This is a genomic window from Sphingosinicella sp. BN140058 (assembly GCF_004135585.1).
Lineage (GTDB): Bacteria > Pseudomonadota > Alphaproteobacteria > Sphingomonadales > Sphingomonadaceae > Allosphingosinicella.
Map to the genome: position 1 here is coordinate 1,878,006 of NZ_CP035501.1, position 18,579 is coordinate 1,896,584.

16 protein-coding genes and 1 pseudogene are annotated in these 18,579 nt (G+C 66.3%); 11 read left to right on the forward strand and 6 right to left on the reverse strand.

What is annotated here, in order from left to right; all coding sequences use genetic code 11:
- Positions 1-183 precede the first annotated feature (183 nt).
- From ETR14_RS08495 to ETR14_RS08510, 4 genes are all read left to right on the forward strand, one after another.
- Positions 184-1,284 (forward strand): DNA topoisomerase IB, encoded by a 1,101-nt coding sequence (locus ETR14_RS08495; RefSeq protein WP_129384215.1) that lies wholly within the window; start codon positions 184-186, stop codon positions 1,282-1,284.
- Between the two features lie 145 nt (positions 1,285-1,429).
- Positions 1,430-2,653 carry a mechanosensitive ion channel family protein gene (locus ETR14_RS08500; RefSeq protein WP_129384216.1) on the forward strand — a complete coding sequence of 408 codons (1,224 nt, stop codon included), beginning with the start codon at positions 1,430-1,432 and terminating at the stop codon, positions 2,651-2,653.
- A gap of 112 nt (positions 2,654-2,765) precedes the next feature.
- Entirely contained in the window at positions 2,766-3,833 is a 1,068-nt protein-coding gene (locus ETR14_RS08505; protein ID WP_129384217.1) for a calcium:proton antiporter, read from the forward strand.
- Positions 3,834-4,160: 327 nt separating this feature from the next.
- Positions 4,161-4,772, forward strand: a complete 612-nt coding sequence (locus ETR14_RS08510; protein WP_129384218.1) for a TetR/AcrR family transcriptional regulator — start codon at positions 4,161-4,163, stop codon at positions 4,770-4,772.
- Between the two features lie 5 nt (positions 4,773-4,777).
- On the opposite strand, the gene ETR14_RS08515 is transcribed toward ETR14_RS08510, so the two are convergent.
- The gene (locus ETR14_RS08515) at positions 4,778-5,791 is read right to left on the reverse strand and encodes an adenosine deaminase (protein ID WP_129384219.1); all 1,014 of its coding nucleotides are present in this window, start codon (positions 5,789-5,791) and stop codon (positions 4,778-4,780) included.
- A 122-nt stretch (positions 5,792-5,913) separates the two neighbouring features.
- Here ETR14_RS08515 and ETR14_RS08520 point away from each other — a divergent pair, with 122 nt between their 5' ends.
- From ETR14_RS08520 to ETR14_RS28300, 3 genes are all read left to right on the forward strand, one after another.
- Entirely contained in the window at positions 5,914-6,363 is a 450-nt protein-coding gene (locus ETR14_RS08520) for a DUF2231 domain-containing protein (protein ID WP_129384220.1), read from the forward strand.
- Positions 6,360-7,673 carry a sorbosone dehydrogenase family protein gene (locus ETR14_RS08525; protein WP_129384221.1) on the forward strand — a complete coding sequence of 438 codons (1,314 nt, stop codon included), beginning with the start codon at positions 6,360-6,362 and terminating at the stop codon, positions 7,671-7,673. Before ETR14_RS08520 ends, ETR14_RS08525 begins: the two co-directional genes overlap by 4 nt.
- An 80-nt stretch (positions 7,674-7,753) precedes the next feature.
- On the forward strand, positions 7,754-7,912 hold the full coding sequence (locus ETR14_RS28300) for a hypothetical protein (protein WP_165356382.1): 159 nt from the start codon (positions 7,754-7,756) through the stop codon (positions 7,910-7,912).
- Here the strand turns inward: ETR14_RS28300 and ETR14_RS08530 are convergent.
- Entirely contained in the window at positions 7,865-8,908 is a 1,044-nt protein-coding gene (locus ETR14_RS08530; RefSeq protein WP_129384222.1) for a glycosyltransferase family 1 protein, read from the reverse strand. The genes ETR14_RS28300 and ETR14_RS08530 overlap by 48 nt on opposite strands.
- Positions 8,908-9,786 (reverse strand): annotated as a pseudogene (locus ETR14_RS08535) (UDP-2,3-diacylglucosamine diphosphatase). The gene ETR14_RS08530 and the pseudogene ETR14_RS08535 overlap by 1 nt, the downstream one beginning before the upstream one ends.
- 345 nt (positions 9,787-10,131) lie before the next feature.
- Between ETR14_RS08535 and ETR14_RS08540 the strand changes: the two are divergent.
- The 3 genes from ETR14_RS08540 (at position 10,132) to ETR14_RS08550 (ending at position 14,057) form a co-directional block, all read left to right on the forward strand.
- Positions 10,132-10,515 (forward strand): hypothetical protein, encoded by a 384-nt coding sequence (locus tag ETR14_RS08540; protein WP_106513961.1) that lies wholly within the window; start codon positions 10,132-10,134, stop codon positions 10,513-10,515.
- A 186-nt stretch (positions 10,516-10,701) separates the two neighbouring features.
- Positions 10,702-13,278 carry a TonB-dependent receptor gene (locus tag ETR14_RS08545; RefSeq protein WP_129384223.1) on the forward strand — a complete coding sequence of 859 codons (2,577 nt, stop codon included), beginning with the start codon at positions 10,702-10,704 and terminating at the stop codon, positions 13,276-13,278.
- Positions 13,278-14,057, forward strand: coding sequence for a hypothetical protein (locus tag ETR14_RS08550; protein WP_129384224.1), 780 nt, complete (start codon positions 13,278-13,280; stop codon positions 14,055-14,057). Before ETR14_RS08545 ends, ETR14_RS08550 begins: the two co-directional genes overlap by 1 nt.
- A 334-nt stretch (positions 14,058-14,391) precedes the next feature.
- Here the strand turns inward: ETR14_RS08550 and ETR14_RS08555 are convergent, their stop codons facing one another.
- The gene (locus ETR14_RS08555) at positions 14,392-16,323 is read right to left on the reverse strand and encodes a CocE/NonD family hydrolase (protein WP_129384225.1); all 1,932 of its coding nucleotides are present in this window, start codon (positions 16,321-16,323) and stop codon (positions 14,392-14,394) included.
- Positions 16,324-16,491: 168 nt separating this feature from the next.
- On the opposite strand from ETR14_RS08555, the gene ETR14_RS08560 reads away from it, so the two are divergent.
- On the forward strand, positions 16,492-16,809 hold the full coding sequence (locus ETR14_RS08560) for a hypothetical protein (protein WP_129384226.1): 318 nt from the start codon (positions 16,492-16,494) through the stop codon (positions 16,807-16,809).
- Positions 16,810-16,821: 12 nt separating this feature from the next.
- Here the strand turns inward: ETR14_RS08560 and ETR14_RS08565 are convergent, their stop codons facing one another.
- Both ETR14_RS08565 and ETR14_RS08570 read right to left on the reverse strand, forming a co-directional pair.
- On the reverse strand, positions 16,822-17,514 hold the full coding sequence (locus tag ETR14_RS08565; RefSeq protein WP_129384227.1) for an alpha/beta fold hydrolase: 693 nt from the start codon (positions 17,512-17,514) through the stop codon (positions 16,822-16,824).
- Positions 17,515-17,555: 41 nt separating this feature from the next.
- Positions 17,556-18,512: an NAD(P)H-binding protein gene (locus ETR14_RS08570; RefSeq protein ID WP_129384228.1), complete on the reverse strand. Its 957-nt coding sequence runs from the start codon at positions 18,510-18,512 to the stop codon at positions 17,556-17,558.
- Positions 18,513-18,579 lie beyond the last annotated feature (67 nt).

The window sequence follows — 18,579 nt, forward strand, 5'->3', positions numbered from 1 at the left end:
GCTGAGCCTGTCGAAGCCTTCTCCTGTCCTTTGCAAAAGCAAGTGAAGGAATGGGCTTCGACGGGCTCAGCCCGAACGGATACTGAACTCCTCCACCGCAACCTCGTCGCGCCTCAACAAATCCCGTACCGGAACGAAGGCCCCACAGGCGCGCTTATCCTTCGCTCCGGCAGAGGAAAGTGAATGATCCGCTACGTCGACGACAGCGCGCCCGGCATCACCCGCAAGCGCCAGGGCCGCTACTGGCAATATTTCGCGGCCGACGGCAGCCGGATCACCGACCGGGAGGAGATCGATCGCCTGAACGGCGTCGGCATGCCGCCGGCCTATGAGAAATGCTGGTTCTGCCCGGATCCCGTCGGGCATATTCAGGCGGTCGGATGGGACGCGCGCGGCCGCAAGCAATATCGCTACCACCCGCTGTTCCGCGAGCAGCAGGAGACCAAAAAATACGAGCGTCTCGCCCGCTTCGGCGAGGCGCTGCCAAAGCTCAGGCAGCGGCTCGAGGAAGACCTGACCGGCAAGCCGACCGCGAAGGAGACGGTGCTCGCCGCCGTGGTCCGCCTCATCGACGAAACTCGGATGCGGGTGGGCAATGAGGAATATGCCAAGGAGAACAAGAGCTTCGGCGCCACCACCTTGCGCAACCGCCATGCCAAGGTGGAACGCGGCAAGCTCAAGATCAGCTATACCGGCAAGCACGGCATCAAACGAACCGTGACGATCACCGATCGCAACCTGCTCCGCATCGCCAAGAAGACGCAGGATCTGCCGGGGCAGAATTTATTCGAATATGTCACCGGCGAGGGCGATGTCTGCGCGGTCACGTCGAGCGACGTCAACGCCTACATCAAGGAGGCGATGGGCGAGGACTTCACCGCCAAGGATTTCCGCACCTGGGGCGCCAGCACGATTGCCTTCGAGGAGATGATCCGCCGCGTCGACGAGAAGGGCAGCGTCAAGCTGAAGAGCGTGATGGAACCGGTCGCCGAGGCACTCGGCAATACTCCGGCGATCAGCCGCAAATCCTATGTCCACCCGGCGCTGATCGAGGCGGCCAAGGATGCCGGCGCGATCGGCGAGCGCAAGCTGCCCCGATCAAGCAAATACCTGTCCGCCGCCGAGCGCGGGCTGATCGAGTTCCTCGACGCTCTGCCCGAAGAGGCCGCCAAGGTCGAAGCGAAGGTGGCCAAGCGCGCCCGATCCAAGGGCAAGAGCAAGGCGGCGGCCGAGGCCGAAATCGCCGCCGAGACCAGCAAGAAGGTAAAGGCCGAGGCGGCGTAGCACCGCCTTTCCGGGGCCTGCGTTCATCCGAGCGTCATGCGGCCCCGACCATGGCCGCCTACCGCGTCGGTGCGCCGCTTCGACGCGACACGGCAACGAAGCGTGCCTCGTCCCGTTCAGCCTTCGAAACCGCATCCGGACCAGAATGAGCAACAACAGCATTTCCGTCGCCGACGCCGCGCAGAACCTATCCGAGAAGACCGGCGCAATCGCCACCGAAGCGCAAGGCTGGATCGCCAATAACGGGCTCAACATCCTGATCGCCTCTGCGGTCGGCGTGGTGATCGCGCTGGCCCTGCTCGGGATCCGCGCGCTCGGCTGCCGGATGGTCGGCCGAGTGACGCCGGGAACCGATCCCCGCTGGCCGATCCTGTTCGCACGGGTGATCGCCAAGACCAGCCTGTTCTTCATCATCCTCGTCTCGGCCCAACTCGTCGCCGAACATGCCGAGACTCCGCCGGCAATCCTGCAGGCGATCAACTTCCTGTTCGTCATCGCCGCGACGCTGCAGGCGGCGATCTGGGCCCGCGAGCTGATCCTTGGCTACATCCAGCACCGTGCCGGCGCCGACGACGGCCACGGCACGCTCTCGTCCGCGATGGGCATCGTCCGCCTGCTCGTCACCGTCGCCCTCTTCGCGGTGGCGATCGTCGTCATCCTCGACAATCTTGGCGTCAACGTCACCGGCCTGATCGCCGGTCTCGGCATCGGCGGCATCGCCATCGGTCTTGCCGCCCAGGGCATCTTCTCCGATCTGTTTGCGGCGCTTTCGATCATCTTCGATCGGCCGTTCCGCCGTGGGGACATGATCACCTTTGGCACGTTCACCGGCAGGGTCGAGAAGATCGGCCTCAAGAGCACCCGGATCCGTGCGCTCAACGGCGAGTTGGTGGTGGTCTCCAACACCAATCTGCTCAACATGCAGTTGCAGAATTTCGCGCCGCTGCAGCAGCGCCGTGCGCTCATGACGTTCGGCACGACCTACCAGATCGCCCCCGATCTCATCCCGCAGCTCGGCGAAGAGCTGAAGGCGATCGTCGAGAAGCAGCCGAACGCGACCTTCGACCGCTGCCACGCCTTCCAGTTCGGCGCCTCGTCGATCGATTTCGAGCTGGTCTTTCACGTGGAAGGCACGGAGTTCACCGCCTTCGCCGACGTCCGCCAGGCCGTGATGGTCGAGATGATGCGTCGCTTCGCCGAGCTTGGCGTGGAATTCGCCTATCCGACCCAGGTCACCTTCACCGCCGCACCGGACGGCCGGATGGTGATGCCCTACCCGCACGTGAAGATGCTCGCGGAAGGGGAGTGCGGGAACGAAGGGCAAGACGAAGTCCCCCGGGCCCGTGCCAGCGGGAACGGCCACGGCTGACCCTCCAGATCCGCGCTTTCGGCCGTGAGCGCCCTGACGTGTGCGGCGATCCTTCGAGCGCCTCAGACACGGTAACGGCACCGGATACGCGCTTGCGGCGTTAGGCTCGAGGATGGAGAGACTCGCCCGCCACTGGACCTGGTTCGCACCGCTTCTTGCGTGGGCAATGATCGCGGGCGGCAAATCGCTGCCCGCGTGGCTGCTGGCGGCGGCCCTGATCCTGACCGTGCTCGCGGCCGTTCATCATGCCGAGCTCGTCGCCCACAAGGTCGGCGAGCCGTTCGGCACCCTGATCCTGGCGATCGCGGTGACGGTTATCGAACTCGGCCTGATCGTGACCTTGATGGCGGCGGCCGGCCCGGCCGCGGCGACCCTCGCTCGCGACACGGTGTTCGCCGCAGTGATGATCATCCTCAACGGCCTGGTCGGGCTCTGCATCCTGATCGGCGCGCTTCGCCACCGCGAGCAGAGTTTCCAGCAGACCGGAGTGAGCGCCTCGCTAGCGACCCTGTGCGCGCTGACCACCCTCACCCTCGTGCTGCCCAACTTCACGATCGCCCAGCCCGGGCCGGTCTACGCTCCCTCCCAGCTCGCCTTCGTCGCGATCGTATCCTTCCTGCTCTATCTGACCTTCGTGGCGGTGCAGACCGTTCGTCACCGCGATTATTTTCTGCCGACCCGGGATCGCGCCGCCGATCCCGCCGCCCATGCCGATCCGCCATCGAACCGCGACACCGCGATGTCCGCCGCTCTGCTGCTGCTCTGCCTGGGCGGCGTGGTCCTGCTCGCCAAAAGCCTCGCGACTCCGATCGAGAATGCGGTCACCGGCGCCGGTGCGCCGCGGGCGATCGTCGGCGTGATTATCGCCGCTTTGGTGCTGCTGCCCGAGGGCGTCGCCGCCACCCGGGCGGCGCTGGCGAACCGCCTCCAGACCAGCCTCAACCTCGCGCTCGGCTCCGCCCTGGCGACGATCGGCCTCACCATTCCCGCCGTTGCCGGGCTGTCGCTTGCAGCCGGCCTGCCGATCGCCCTCGGCCTCGACCCCAAGAGCATCGTCCTGCTCTTCCTGACCCTGATCGTCGCCACCCTTTCGCTCGGCACCGGCCGGACCACCATCCTTCAGGGCGCCGTCCACCTCGTCATCCTTGGAGTCTATCTGTTCACCACGATCGTGCCGTGACCAATCGGCCGAACCAGGAGATGCGGGGCCAGCCACGCGATCGACCGTATTCACCGTAAATACGGTCGATTTCCGCAGCGGCGGGAAGAGCCGAGCCGGTCCGCAGGACAGCCGGGCTTGTTCTTGTCCAGTCCTCCACCTTCAAGCAAGGGCGGTACCCCGTGGTGGAGGAATCACGCCACGCACCATCGACAGGCGCATGGGCATGTAATGGAACGTAACATGAACATCGATCAAGGTCAACGTTCACGCAGATTTCAGCCACGCCGTGCCGGCGGCGCCTCGGCGAAATTGACACTCGGCGTGCCCCGTCTCTAACGCGCGGCGATGGCCACCCTCCCTACCCCCTCGGGCAAGCGCGCCGCACGCCGCGAGGACATGAGAAGCCGGATCGAAGCCGCCTTGCTGGACGGCTTTGCCAGCGGAGAGCCGGCGAGGCTCGGCCATGACGCACTTGCCGAGGCGGCCGGCGTGTCGCGGCGCACCGTGTACCGTTACTTCCCGGACAAGGATGCGCTGATGAAGGCGCTATGGAACCGCCTTGCGAGCGCGATCGCTCCCGCTGCCTGGCCGGAGAGCGGACCCGACGTCCTCGCCCGCCTGCCCGGCCTCTTCGCGGGCTTCGACGCCAATGCGCCGACGATGATCGTCGCCATGGCGAGCGCGCAGGGCCGCGCGATGCGCAACGCCATGACGTCCGAACGCAGCACTGCCTGGCGCGCGGCGCTGGCCAAGGAGACCGAAGCGCTCGCCGAACCGGATCGGACGATGGCGATTGCGGTCATCCAGTATCTCGGTGCCGGCTTCGCGTGGAGCGAGATGCGAGACCAATGGGGCCTCGACGGCGCGGCCAGCGCTGCCGCCTGCGGCTGGGCGATCCGGACTCTGCTAAAGGACCTTGCATCACGGGGCGAACGACCGTTGGCCCACGCGGACTGAGTTCCTCAAGCCCGCGCGGCATACTCCTCGAGGCGCGCGACGAGCGCGGCCTTCTCGGCCTCGGGGAGGAACGAGCCGAGGAACGAATTGCGGGCCAGCGTGACGAGCGCGTCGCGCCCCAGCCCGCGTGCTTCCGCGGCAGCGCGGTAATTGTCGTTGACGTAGCCGCCGAAATAGGCGGGATCGTCGGAGTTGATCGTCACCCGCAGCCCCTCGTCCAGCATGCGATCGATCGGATGCTCCTCCATCGTGCCGACCACACACAGTTTCAGGTTGGAGAGCGGACAGACGGTCAATGTCATCTGCTCGCGCACCAGGCGTTCGACCAGCGCCGGATCCTCGAGCGAGCGGTTGCCGTGATCGAGCCGATCGACCTGCAGAACGTCGAGCGCCTGATGGACGTAATCGGGCGGGCCCTCCTCGCCGGCATGGGCGACGCGCTTCAGGCCGCAAGCGGCGGCCGCCGCGAACACCCGGGCGAACTTTTCGGGCGGATGGCCGAGTTCGGAGCTGTCGAGGCCCACCGCCTCGATCCGGTGGAGCCATGGCTGCGCGGCCTCGAGGGTCGCGAAGGCGGCAGCCTCGTCGAGATGGCGGAGGAAGCAGAGGATAAGCCTGGAGGTGATGCCATGGCGCGCTTGCGCCGCATCCATGGCCGCGGTGAGCCCGCGCATCACCACGTCGAAGCCGATGCCGCGATCGGTGTGGGTCTGCGGATCGAAGAAGATTTCGGCATGCACGACGCCGTCGGCAGCCGCCCGATCGAAATAGGCGGCGGCGAGGTCGCGGAAATCCGCCTCGGTGCGGAGCACGTCTGCGCCGCGATAATAGATGTCCAGGAAATCCTGCAGGTTGGAAAATTGGTAGGCGGCGCAAACCGCCTCGACGCTGTCGAACGGGATCTCCACCCGATTGCGCTGGGCAAGCGCGAACATCAGTTCGGGCTCGAGGCTTCCCTCGATGTGCATGTGGAGTTCGGCCTTGGGCAGGCGAGCGATGAAGTCGGACAGATCGGTCATCGTTCGAGCCTAAAGCATGCGGCGCAACACTGGCTACCGCCTTTCGTCTATGTCCAGCCCGGAGCCGGAACAATGGCGGGGCGACGGTGTAGTAGAGACGCTCGCAACAGGAGGTCCGCCGCATGGAAAACCCGCCCCCGCAATCCACCGCACGGATCTTCGGCCATCCGCTTCACCCGATGCTGATCCCGTTCCCGATGGTCTCCTTCATCGGCGCGTTCGCCGCCGACATCGCCTATTGGCGCTCGGCCAATCTGTTCTGGCTCAACATGGCGAGCTGGCTGCTCGCCGCCGGCCTTCTGTTCGGGGCGCTCGCCGCCGCGACCGGACTGACCGACTATCTCGCCAACAAGCGCATTCGCGCGCTGCGCCCGGCGACGCCGCACATGCTGCTCAACATCGCGGTGATGGTGATCGGGCTGGTCAACGTGTTCGTTCACAATCGCGATGGCTGGACCGCGGTAGTTCCGACCGGGCTTATTCTCTCCACGATCACGGTGCTGCTGCTGGGCGTGAGCGCGTGGCTGGGCGGCTCGCTCGTCTACAAGCATGGCGTCGGGGTGCGGCCATGAAGCGGCTGCTGCTCGCGGGTGCCGCGTTGCTCGCGCTGGCCGGTTGCGGCGAACAGACGATCGATCCGCAGAGCCAGCTTGGCCCGAACCCGCAGCTTCCCGAGCCGCGGCAGGCTCTGCTGCCGGCGATGCGGATCGCGGAAGTGGTCGGCTGGAAGCAGAACGAAGCGCCGACGGTGCCGAGCGGGCTCGCCATCCGTCAGGTCGCCACCGGCCTGTCCAATCCGCGCAACCTCATCGCTTTGCCCAATGGCGACATCCTGGTGGTCGAATCGCGCAAGCAAGGCGCGGAACCGGTGACCCGGCCCAAAGGCATCATTGTCGGCCTGGTGATGTCGAAAGCGCATGGCGAAAAGGGCACGCCGCCGCCGAGCAATCGTGTGACCCTGCTGCGCGACGCCAATGCCGACGGCGTTCCCGAGCTCAAGACGGTGCTGCTCGAGAATCTGAATGCGCCGTTTGGCATCGTCTTCGTCGACAACGCGCTCTACGTCGCCAATACCGACGCGATCGTGCGTTATCCGTATGTGCCCGGCCAGACCCGGATCACCGCCCCCGGACAGCGTCTCACCGATCTTCCAGCCGGGGAGATCAACCATCATTGGACGAAGAGTCTTGCCGCCAGCCCTGACGGCGCCAGCCTCTATGTCGGCATCGGCTCCAACAGCAACGCGATGGAGAACGGCGCCGAGGCGGAGCGCGACCGGGCGATGATCTGGGAAGTCGACCGCGCAACCGGCCGACACCGTGTCTATGCCAGCGGTCTTCGCAACCCCAACGGCCTGACCTTCTACCCCGGCAGCAACATCTTGTGGGCCGTGATCAACGAGCGCGACGAGCTCGGCCCCGATCTCGTGCCCGATTATCTCACCTCGGTGCGGCCCGGCGCCTTCTACGGCTGGCCCTATTCCTATTACGGAAAGCATCTCGATCCGCGGGTGAAGCCGGAGCAGCCCGCTCTCGTCGCCCGCGCGATCCCGCCCGATTATTCGCTCGGCTCGCACGTCGCGCCGCTCGGCCTCGCCTTCGGCGCCGGTGGAAGCCTTGGCGGACGCTTCGCCGGCGGCGCCTTCGTCGGCGAGCATGGCAGCTGGAACCGGGATCATTATGCCGGCTACAAGGTCGTCTTCATCCCGTTCCAGGCCGGACGGCCCGCCGGCAAGCCGGTGGACGTCGTCACCGACTTCCTCAACGCCGACGGGCAGGCACGCGGACGGCCGGTCGGCCTGGCGCTCGACCGCACCGGCGCGCTGCTGATCGCCGACGATGTCGGCAACAGCGTCTGGCGGGTCACCGCGACGGGAGGCTAGCCCGAACGGGGCGCACGGAGACGTGTCGCGAAAGCGCAACATCATCGGCGTAGACCTTCGGCAAGCCGGAGGAGTGGTCGATGCGCCCGAGAGAAGTCGCCGCAGGCGTGTTCGAGATAGCGATGCTGACCTCGGCGCTGCTGCTGTTCCTCGGCCTCGCCGTCATCGGCGTCGGGCTCGGCTGGATCCGCTCAGGCGGTGGCGGCGAGGCCCGGACGGAAATCCGCACCGGCCTTTAGCGGCACCAGCGCCGAGACGAACTGCCCGGCGCTCGCCGACCAGCTGAACCGTCGGCCGAAAGCGGCGCAGGCAGCGCGATCACGAGTCAGCGCCGCGGCGATGGCGTCGTCGAGATCCTCGCGCATCGCGCCGACGCTCTCGTCTAGCACGTCCGCCGGGCCCGGTACCGGAAAGGCGGCAATGGGGGTGCCGCAGGCGAGCGCCTCGATCATCCCCAGGCCGAACGTGTCGGTACGGCTGGGGAAGACGAGCGCGTCGGCGCTGGCATAAAGCGACGCGAGCTCGGCGCCTTGACGGGCGCCGAGAAAGGCGACGTCGGGATATTTGCACTTGAGCGCGGCGAGCAGGGGCCCGTCGCCAACGACGATCTTGCTGCCGGCGTGGCGCGCGCGCAGGAAGGCCTCGACATTCTTCTCGACGGCGAGGCGGCCGACATGCAGCAGGATCGGTCCTGGCAGCCGCTGCAGCCGCGGATGCACCGGTGCATCGGGCCCGAAGCAGGACAGGTCGACGCCGCGGCTCCACAATCGTGTCTGGCCGAGGCCCTGCCGATCGAGTTGCACGGCGACGGCCCGGGTCGACACCAGGATGGCGGCGGCAGGACGGTGGAAGCGGCGGATGAACGGCCAGAAGGCGGCCGCCGGCAAGCGCGTGCGCCGCGCCAGATAGTCCGGGAATTGGGTGTGGTAGGCCGTAGTGAACGGATGGCCGCGGCGCAGGCACCAGCGCCGCGCTGCAAGGCCCAGCGGTCCTTCGGTGGCGATGTGGATCGCCTCCGGTGCGAATGCCTCGATCCTTCTGCCGATCGCGGCAGCGCCGGCGAGCGCAAGCCGTATCTCCGGATAGGTCGGGCATGGCAGCGAACGGAAGAGATCGGGCGCGATCAGGCCGACGACATGCCCCATCTGCTGAAGAGCGTCGCGGGTCGCCTGCAGGGTGCGCACCACGCCGTTGACCTGGGGTGCCCAGGCATCGGTGACAATCAGAATGCGCATCAGGCGGCCGCCTTCAGCCCCGCTTCGCGGCCGCGCGCCGCAATCTCGTCGGCCCAGTGGAGGATTTCCATCCGGCCATCGTCATGTTCGACGAGCGCGGTGCAGCTTTCGACCCAGTCGCCGTCATTATAGTAAGCGACGCCGCCGAACGTCCGGGCTTCGGCAGTGTGGATGTGCCCGCAGACGACGCCGTCGACCTGCTGGACCGAGGCCGCATGGGCGACGGTTTCCTCAAAACGCGAGATGAAGGCAACCGCGTCCTTGACCTTGTGCTTGGCGTGCTTCGACAGCGACCAATAAGGCAGATCGAAGCGGCGGCGCACCGCATTCACCACCACGTTGAGCTAGAGGAGGAAGGTGTAGGCGGCGTCGCCGAGGAAGGCGAGCCACGGCTGCGCCATGACCACCGCGTCGAATTCGTCGCCATGCAGGACGAGCAGGCGCCGGCCATCGGCGGTGACGTGGACCGCGCGGCGGCGGATCTGCACGCCGCCGAAGCTGGTGCCGGCGAACTGGCGGAACATCTGGTCGTGATTGCCGGGAATGTAGACGACCTCGGTGCCGCGCTTGGCCCGCTTCATCACCCGCCGGACGATCGCATTGTGGCGCTCGGGCCAGTAGAAGCGCTTCTTCAGCCGCCAGCCGTCGATGATGTCGCCGACCAGGTACAGCTTGTCGCTGTCGACATGGTCGAGAAAGTCGATCAGCAGCCGATCGTTACAGCCGCGGGTGCCGAGATGGACGTCGGAGATCCAGATCGTGCGATAGCGGCGGCGCGGCGCGCCGGACGGCCCGAAGGTCCGATCGACTTTGGCGAGGCGCTTGCGCAAGTCCGTCACCGGACGAAGCGCCGGATCTTCGCTGTCCCGAGGCTGCATGTCGTTCCCCTGTGCAGTTGGGCCCTTATCTCCGCTTATTGTGACAATTCGAATCGTGCTTCCGACGGCGGCGATGCAGGTCGCCTCGCCCTGTCACCCGAAAGAGTTCACCGGCCTTCCTGGAAAACGGGCGTGCGAGTCGGCCGTCTCGTGCCCGTATCGGCACAAAAGCCGGCAAAAAGCGCGGATCGGCACCGTAGAGTCACGGTATTCCGTCTCCGCAGGAGACGCTTCTCTCCCCTGCGGCCGTTCAAAGGCTTGATTTTCGCTGCCAAATCACCAATTGGGACTTGCCGTGCACCTCCTCCTCGCACGGTGCGTTCCCCCAACAGCCGATAGGCAGACATGGCCATTCTCACTTGCCCGCCCGATTTCGCGGATCACGCCCCTGTTAAGACCAACCGGCAGCTCGCCGAGAAATATGGGGTCGGCGAAAAAACCATCACGCGATGGCGCAAGGAGACCGGCTGCACCGCGACCATCCGCCCGTTCGCCAGCGCCGCTCTGCCCAAGCAGCACGTGCCGTCGATCAGCCCCGGCGTTGCGAGTGAAGCCGCGCAGTTCCTGCGCAAGACCTATCGCCCGGTCTATCACCGGATCATCGAGGGCAAGGAATTCCGCGGCCAATATGTCGTCGGGACCCAGGTCCTGACCGAGGAAGAGGTCGTCAGCCTCGCCGAGGAAAAGGGTTTCCAGCGCTACAACCGCCTGTTCGACATCGCCAGCTGATCGCGCTGCGCCGTACCGGCGCACGTTCAGCCGACATCGACATCCCTCCAGCCTGGCGCGGCCTCCCGCGCCAGGCTGGAGGCGCATGAAGATAGCCTCCGGCTCGTCACCCGTCCGTCATCCGATTGTCGCCGCACCGTCATCCCTGCCGCCTAGGGCGCGTCGAAACGGATGCGGGGAACGGACATGCGGATCGATCTTCTTTGCGGCGCGGCAATCGTCGCCACGGCCGGCGGACCGGCGTTGGCGCAGCAGGCGGAGACTGCTCCGGCGGAGGACGCGATCGTCGTCACCGGGCAGCGGGCGCAACAGGCGCGATCGATCGCGCTGAAGCGGGACGCACTCGGCATCACCGACGTGGCCTCAGCCGACGAGATCGGTCAGCTGCCGGACCGCAACGTTGCCGAAGTGGTAGAGCGCCTGCCCGGCGTCGGCGTTCAATATGACCAGGGCGAAGGCCGCTACGTCGCGGTGCGCGGCGTGCCGTCCGATCTCAATTCCTACACGGTCAACGGCTTCGAGATCGGCAATCCCGACGGCAACACCCGGCGCCTGCCGCTCGACGTCATTTCGGGCCAGCTGCTCAACCGGGTCGAGGTGTCCAAGCTCAAGACCGCCGACCAGGAGGGCCAGGGACTCGGCGCGACGATCAATCTCGTCACCCAGACGGCCTTCGACTTTCGCGCGCCGTTCGCGCTTCAGGCCAATGTTCAGGCCGGCTATCAGGAATTGAACGACAAGGTTCCGGTCCGCGGCGATCTCAGCGTCGGCGGCCGCTTCGGCGCCGACCGGCAATTCGGCCTGCTGCTCGGCGGAAGCTATTCGAAGCGCGATTTCCAGAGCTTCGGCCTCTATCCGGACGATTGGGCACCGGTCGCCGGCGCCACGCGCGGCGGGCTTCCGATCAACCTCAAATATACCGACTATCGTCTGGAGCGAGAGCGGATCGGCGCCACCGGATCATTCGACTGGCGGCCGAGCGACGATCATCAATTCCATGTCCGCGGGATCTACAGCCGATTCACCGAAGACGAATATCGCCAGCGTTACCGGCTCGACTTCGCCGACGGCGGCCAGGCGCTGGTGGCCAGCGGCGCGCTGGTGCTCGCGCCCGATGGGCTCAGCGGCAGCTCCACCGCAACCGCGCAGCGCTCCGATCTCCGGCTCGAATATAAGGAGAAATCGGTGCTCGCAGGCATGATCGGCGGGACCAGCCGCTTCGGCCCCTGGACCCTCGATTACGGCGCGTCGCGGACCCACAACGAAGTCATCGAGCCAAATCAGCTCTGGCAGTTCCGCAACGCGTCCGCTATCGGCGCGGTCGATTTCGATTTCAGCGACAGGTTGTTCACCGCGGCGCCGCGCATACCGGTCGGCGCCTCCAACCTCCAGTTCCGCCAATATACAGCGCAAGACGAACGCGGCGAGGAAGATATCTGGGCGTTCCGCGCGGATGCCAGGCGCGCGCTCGCGCTGGGGGCGGAGAGCTTCGTCAAATTCGGCGCCAAATATCGGACGACCGACAAGAGCTTCGACGTCGCCAACGACATCTACAATCGGGGCACGACCGCGAACCGGTTCACCCTGGTCGGGCTCGCCGGCCCGGCTGCGGACGTCCGCGTCGGCGGCGGCCGTACCTACGTCATCGCTCCGACCATCGATGCCGACCTGATCCGCGCCTTCACCGACGGGAGGCTCGGATCCGCCCAGTTCGTCCGCGACGACGCGGCAAGCCTCGTCAACCAGACGGTGTCCGATCTCGAACTCGAGGAGGACGTGCTGGCCGGCTACGCCATGGCGGACCTCGATCTCGGAGCCATCGCGCTCACCGCCGGCCTGCGCGTGGAGCGTACCAGCCTCGACATTGCCGGCTTTCAGCTTGCCGGCGCTACCGTGCTGCCGGTCTCCCAACAGAGTGATTATACCAACTGGCTGCCGAGCCTCATCCTCCGTATCGCTCCGGCGGACGATGTGGTCGTCAGGCTCGGTTACAGCCGCAGCGTCGGCCGGCCGAGCTACGCCAGCCTTTCGCCCGGCGGACAGATCGTCGCCGAGGGCGACGAGGCCGACGTATCGCTCGGCAACCCGACGCTCCGCCCCTATGTCGCGGACTCGCTCGATGCCACCGGCGAGTGGTATTTCGCGCCAGGCGGCCTGCTCAGCCTTGGCGCCTTCGCCAAGTTCATCAGGAACCCGATTTTCAGCGCCACCTTCCAGACCGACAATGGCAGCGTCGGCGGGGCCGATTATGATCGGATCACCTTCACCCAGCCGCAAAATGGCGAGAGCGCCGACATCATCGGGCTCGAGGCGTCCTATCAGCAGCAATTCAGCTTCCTGCCGGGGCTGCTTTCCGGCTTCGGCGTCAATCTCAACGTCACCCTGCTCGATTCGACGTTGCGGGTTCCCGGCACGACCGGAGCGGACCGAACCACCGGCTTCCCCGAGCAATCCGATCTGCTCTGGGGCGCCCAGCTCTTCTACCAGAAGGGTCCGATCGAGGCTTCGCTCGCTTACCACCATACCGGCCGGGCGCTGATCGCGGCGGATGCCGATCCGAACGCCGATCAGTATAATGACGATCTTCGCCGTCTCGATGCAAAGCTGAGCGTCGCCGTGACCGACCGATTCACCCTGTTCTTCGAAGGCCAGAACCTCACCGACGAACCGACCCGCCAATATCAGGGCGGACACCGGGACTGGGTGATCCAGAACGAGCGCTACGGCCGCACCTTCTGGGCCGGCGTGTCGGCGCATTTCTGATGCTGGCCGCCGCCATCGCGCTGATGCTTGCGCCCGCGGCACTGCCGCCGGCTCGCGAGGAAATGCGCCTGCCGGCCGAGGAGGCGCGCCAGGGCGTCGCGGCCGACGCGCGGTTCGTCTATGCGATCTCGAACGCCCAGATCGGCAAGTACGATCGGCGCAGCGGCAAGCGGGTGACCGGCTGGACGGGCGACCCCGCGCAGTTCATCCACATGAACAGCTGCACGATCGTCGCCAGGGCGCTGGTCTGCGCCGCGTCAAACTATCCCGACGTGCCGATGGCGAGCTCGATCGAATGGTTCGATCTGGCCAGCCTGCGCCACATCAAGAGCCGCAGCCTGGGGCCCGGCCGCGGATCGCTGACCTGGCTCGAATGGCATGACGGCAGCTGGTGGGCCTGCTTCGCCAATTACGACGACAAGGGCGCGGATGCCGGCCGCGACCATCGCGCGACCACGCTCGTCCGCTTCGACCGCAACTTCGTCGAGCAGGGCGCCTGGCTGTTCCCGAAGACCGTGCTCGCGCTTTTTGCGCCCTATTCCTCGTCCGGCGGGGCGTGGGGCAAGGACGGCCTGCTCTACGTCACCGGCCACGACCGTCCCGAACTGTACGCGCTACAACTGCCCAAGGCGGGCTCGCGGCTCGAACATGTCGCGACGATCCCGATCCCGACGCCCGGCCAGGCGATCCAGTGGGATCGATCGGACCCGACCCTGCTCTGGTCGCTCGATCGCGGGCGCAAGGCGCTGGTGGCGAGCCGGGTGAGTGTCGGCAAGTGAGCATCAAAACCCCAGGGACCCGTTCGGCTGAGCTCGTCGAAGCCCTTCCCTTTCCGTTGGGGAACAAGGTGAAGGCGTGGGCTTCGACAGGCTCAGCCCGAACGGGCCTCGGGGGTGAGGGCGATTCTCGTTCGCCTGCCCGGGCGCAGCGTTGAATCAAACTATCAAAGAACGCTCCATCGCTAGACAGCCGTTCGGGGTGAGCCTGTCGAACCCCTCCCGTTTCCTGGCCCCAAGCAACAAGAAGGAGTGGGCTTCGACGGGCTCAGCCCGAACGGGTTAGAACGGATCGCAGGCCACCCGCATTCCGGGCGCAGTGGAGGCGCCGGTCCCCTTACTTCACCATCACCGCGCTTTGATCGACGGGGACGACCGGCAGCCAGACCGCACTGGCATTGCTGCCGCCGCGTTCCAGGGTGATGGTGGCCTTGCGATAGTCGGCCGGCTTGGCGAGGAAGATGTTGGGCACATAGGTCTGCGGGTTGCGGTCATAGACCGGGAACAGGCTCGACTGGACCTGGATCATGATCCGGTGGCCGGGCTGGAAGACGTGGTTCACCGTCGGCAGCCGGAAATGATAGCGCTGGACCTTGCCGGTCGGAATCGCGCTGGGCTTCTCGAAGCTGTTCCGATAGCGACCCCGGAAGATGTCGAGGCTGATCGGCAACTGGAAGCCGCCCATCTTCGGATCGGTGGCCACTTCGTCCGGATAGACGTCGATCACCTTGACCACGAAATCGGCGTCGGTGCCGGTCGTCCTGGCGAACAGATCGGCGATCGGCGCGCCCGACACGCGCACCGGCGCTGTCAGCACCTCCGTCTGATAGGTCATCACGTCGGTACGGCCGTCGGCGAAGCGCTGGTCGGTGACCAGATACTCGCCCCAGCGCCCATCGCCGAAATTGACCGGGCGCGGCAGGTGGGGGACCGGCTTGGCGGGATCGGAGACGTAGCTGTCCTGACCCGCTTGGGCGCGTTCGAAGCCGAGACCGCCCTCGGCCTGCAAATAGATCGGCTTCAGCGGTGCCTGGCACCCCTGTTCGCAGGCGAGCGGCCAGGTGGTCAGGCGATCCCACTTGTTCTCGCCGGTATTGTAGATGGTCGCGGCGGGCATCGGCGCGGGCGGGCCATCCTTCAGATATTGATTGAAGAAGGGCAGCACCATCTGCTCGCGAAATTGGGCGGCGGTGTCCCCTTCCCACTGGAACACGCCGAGCGAGCGGCCGTCGCGATTGACCTGGCTGTGCCGCCATGGCCCCATCACCAGGAAGTTGTTGCCGGTCTTGCCCTTGGCCTTGAGCGCCTCCCAGGTGGTGATCGCCCCGTACATGTCCTCCTGATCCCACAGCCCCTGTTCCCACAGGGTCGGCACGTTCGACGGATTGGCGGCGACCATCTTGTCGAGCGCCTGGCCCTGCCAGAAAGCATCGTAGGCAGGATGATCGACCATGCGCTGCCAGAAGGGCAGTTGATCGTAACCCGATTTCTTCGCCCAGGCGCCGGCGGAGCCGACCCGGCGGAAATTGTCGTAATCGTCATAACCGCCGGTCGGCGGCGCCTTGCCTTCGCCCTTGTAGCCGGTCTGCGCGCCCAGCCAGGCGATGTTGGCGAGACGGAAGGCGCCGTAATGGAACCAGTCGTCGCCCATCCAGCCATCGATCATCGGGCTCTCCGGTGCCGCGACCTTGAGCGCCGGATGCGGCTTCAGCAGCGCGTTGACGACGGTAAAGCCTTCGTAGGAGGAGCCGATCATGCCGACGCGGCCGTTCGATTCGGGCAGGTTCGCCTTGTTGACGAGCCAATCGATCGTGTCCCAGGCGTCGGTGACATGATCGACCTTGGTCTGGTTGAGTGGCCCGATGACCGGCCGGGTGACGACGTAGTCGCCCTCGGAGCCGTACTTGCCGCGAATGTCCTGATAGACCCTGATGTAGCCGGCCTTGACGAACATTTCGTCGGCGAGCGGCAGGGTCGAGAGGATGCTGGGACTGTCCATCCGCTTCGCCCGGCCGGCCGCATTGTAGGGCGTCCGGGTGAGCACGATCGGCGCGTCGGTCAGGCCCTTTGGGAAGACGATGACGGTGAACAGCTTCGTCCCGTCGCGCATCGGGATCATCACCTCGCGCTTGACGTAATCGCGATCCTCGCTCGGCGGAGTGAACTTGGCCGGGATGTCGCCAGCCGGGCTCGCCGGAACAGTGGTCTGGCCGAAGGCGGTCGCGGTGGTGAGCGCGAGGGAGGCAAGCAGGACCAGCTTCAATGTCATTGGGGACTCCGCGAGAGAGGATGCGTCAGCCTAGGCGCGGTGGGTTGCGCCGCGCAACCTTGGTGCTGGTGATACGCCCTGCACGGACGAACATCACGCCCAACGCTTTTCACAACATCGCCGATGCGATAATCTGCGACTAGGGCGGCGTTCCTGGGGGAGGCGCAGATGGACTTCTGGATCGGGTTCCTTGTGGGCGCCGCGACCATGAACTGGGCGCTTTCCAGCCTGATCGAATGGGCGCTGTTCCGACGCATCCTCGATGATCCGAGGACGGGTATGGTCGCGGCCTCCAGTGTCGCGACGGTGATCCTGTTCTTCCTCTATCTTCCAAGCATCGCTCGTGGTCGCGGCCCGGCATCGGGCGCCTTCGTGATCATCCTGACCGGTATCCTCGTCGCTGTGGCCCGCTTGCTGTCTTACCGCACCCGCAAGGCCGCTGAGGACGTGTCGGAACCACCCGGTATCGAAGACGTGTTCCGCTGACCCTACAAGAAGTCAGCCCGACAGCCACCTGCGCAGCAGGGCACTCGTTTCCGCGGGCCGCTCGAGCGCCGGCAAATGACCGCATTGCTCGAACAGGTGGAAGGTCGACCCCGCAACCGCGGCGTTGATCTCGCAAGATTGTTCCGGTGGCGTCAACATATCGGCGTCGCCGACTGCGACCAGGGTCGGTACCCGGATCGTGGCCAGCCCGGGACGGCTGTCCGAGCGACCGAGGATTGCCTGCTGCTGGCGGAGAAAGGCAGCGCCGCCGACGCGCTTTGCCATCGCCGTCACCGTCTCCCCGACCTCGCTGCCGATCCGACTGGGATGGATCAGCTGAGGCAGGAGCCGCGAGGTCACGCCGATGAAGCGGCCGTGCTTCAGCGACTCGATGCCGCCGCGTCGGGCGGCCACGCGCGCCGGATCATCGGGCGCGGCGCTCGTCGAGAACAACGCCAGGCGCTCCACCCGCGCGGGCGCCTGACGGAGGATTTCGAACGCCACATAGCCGCCCATCGACAGGCCGGCGAGCGCGAAGACGGGCGGCGCGGCGGCGAGCACGCGCGCCGCCATCGCTTCGATGCTGCTGTCCAGCGTGAGATCGGGCACGATCGCCGCTGCGACATCGGCGAGATCCTGGACCTGGGCGCGCCACAAGGTCGCGTCGCAGAGCAGGCCGGGCAGCAGGATCAAAGGGGCAAGCATCCCCTGACGACAGCATCCCCGCGCACCGAGCGCAAGCGCGATCAGACGCGCGGGATGCCGAGGCCTCGCAGGGTCTCCGCAACCGCCTCGTCGAGCGGCGTGTGCGGCTCCGCGCCGAGCAGAGCGATCAGATCGGCATTGTCGAGCCGGATATCATGGTCCCAAAGCGGACGCATCTCGCCCAGTTCCCGCAGCGTCTCGTTGAACGGCGCGGCAAGGCGCAGCAGCCACCAGGGAAAGCGCCGGACCGGGAGATCGGGGCGGCCGAGAGCGGCCGCGATCGCCTGCACCATTTCGGTGCCGCTCGCATCATGATGGCCGGCGAAATGGTAGCGCGCGAACGGCGGCAGCCTCTGTTCGACATCGGCGATCCGGGCGAACGTCTCTGCAAGATCGGGCAAATAGGCCCAGGCGTGGCCGACACCGGGTCGGCCGGGATAGGAGAGCGCGCGGACCGGCTTCCCCGGCGTGACCACACCTTGCGAGAACCAGTTGTTGCCGGCGTTCGCACCGAAGAAGTCCCCGGCGCGCAGGATCGCGGTGCGCACGCCTTCCGACGCGGCCGCCTCCAGCCGTTGTTCGAGCGCGACGCGGATCCTGCCCTTGCGAGTGGCAGGATGCTGCGGCGAGCCCGGTTGCAGCAATGGCCAGGCGTCCGGACCGTAATTGTAGATGGTACCCGGCAGAAGGATACGCGCGCCCGATGCCCGCGCCGCGGCGATGCTGTTGTCGATCATCGGCAGGACGAGCTTCGCCCAGCCGCGATAGCCCGGCGGGTTGACTGCGTGGACGATGATGCGCGCACCTGCGGCGGCGCGGACGATGGCAGCGCGATCGCGCGCGTCGCCCTCGATCCATTCGAAGCCGGAATCCGGCGCGGCGGGTGCGGTGCGGGCGAAGGCACGAACCTGCCAGCCATGCCGCACCAGAGCGCGCGCCGTCTCGCCGCCGATCCCGCCGCGTGCGCCCACGATCAGCGCAACCTTGTTCTCATGCATGCTCATCTCCTTTTGGCAGGTAAGGAGATGGCCGCTGTAGAAGTTGAAGAAAATTGCCAGACTTTGA